1 protein-coding gene is annotated in these 1,300 nt (G+C 66.9%); it reads right to left on the bottom strand.

The features are described 5' to 3' along the window. Nucleotides 1-68: 68 nt before the first annotated feature. Entirely contained in the window at nucleotides 69-1,277 is a 1,209-nt protein-coding gene (locus DBR22_RS11330; RefSeq protein WP_308810205.1) for an MFS transporter, read from the bottom strand. Nucleotides 1,278-1,300 lie beyond the last annotated feature (23 nt).

Raw genomic sequence — 1,300 nt, 5'->3', positions numbered from 1 at the left:
CATCCGGCCCGCATGCTGTCATCTCCCGAATAATCACCAGCCGCGGTGCCGGTTTGGCGCCTGATAGTTCACCGGGTTCTATGGACGACGGCGACTGTCACCGCCGTGACGCAGGCCAGGACCATCACCGTGAGGGCCAGTGCCGTCCAGCCCAGGCTCTGGAACACCAGGCCGCCCGCCCAGCCGATCACGCTTGAGCCGAGGTAATAGGCCAGATTGTAGAGCGACGACGCCTGGGCCCGGGCGGTGGTGGCAATGCTGCCGGTCCAGCCCGCACCAATGCTGTGGGCCGCAAAGAATCCGCCCGTGAACACCACCAGGCCGGCCAGAATCAGGGCGAGTACCTGGGTCAGCGTCAGCGCCAGCCCCGCGATCATGAGCAGGATCCCTGCCAGCAGGACGTTCCGCCGGCCAAAGCGGGCTGTCAGCCCACCGGCCCAGCGGGAGGAGAAAGTCCCCGAAAGATACGCGAGGAAGATCAGGCTGATCAGGGTGCCCGGCAGCAAAAAGGGCTCCGCAGACAACCGGAAACCCAGGTAGTTGTAGACCGCCACAAAGCCGCCCATCATCAGGAATGCCTGCACATAAAGTGCCAGCAGCCGGGTGTTGCGCACATGGCCGCCCAGGGTCACCAGCGCCCCGCGCAGGCCCGCGGCTTTGGCGGGAGTGAACCCTTTTGCTTTGGGGATCAGGACCAGGAAGAGCACAGCCGCCACCGTTGCCAGCAACGACACACTCAGGGCGGCCGCCCGCCAGCCCCACAGTTCTCCGATTGGCCCGGCGACCAGCCGGCCGGCCAGCCCGCCCAAGGTGGTACCGGCAACGTAGGTGCCGGCAGCCACCGCGGCGTGGGCCTTGTTCACTTCCTCGTTCAGGTAGGCAATGGCGATCGCCGGTATCCCGCCCAGCGCCATGCCCTCAAGGAGCCGGAGGCCCAGCAGCATGCCGAAACTGCTGGCCAGCGGCACCAGGAGGCCCAGGACGGTGGCCGCTGAAATGCCGATTGCCATGGCCCTGACGCGTCCGATCCTGTCGGCCAGGAAGGACCAGGGGATCACCGTGATGGCCAGGCCCACGGTGGCCAGCGATATGGTCAGGGCCGCATCAGCCGCGCTGACCTGCTGGTCGGCGGCCATGATGGGCAGCACCGCCTGGGTGGAGTAAAGCTGGGCGAACGTTGCCACCCCGGCAAAAGCCAGTCCCGCCAGGATCTTGCTGTAGGCGGCTGAGCCCTTGGGATGACCGTCCCAGGCCGTCCGGCTCAGGGCAGGGCGGATGGGTCGGGTGGCATCTTCAGGCA

It is taken from the genome of Arthrobacter sp. HMWF013, from assembly GCF_003061105.1.
Lineage (GTDB): Bacteria > Actinomycetota > Actinomycetes > Actinomycetales > Micrococcaceae > Arthrobacter.
This window is presented reverse-complemented; position numbering and strand designations above follow the sequence as displayed.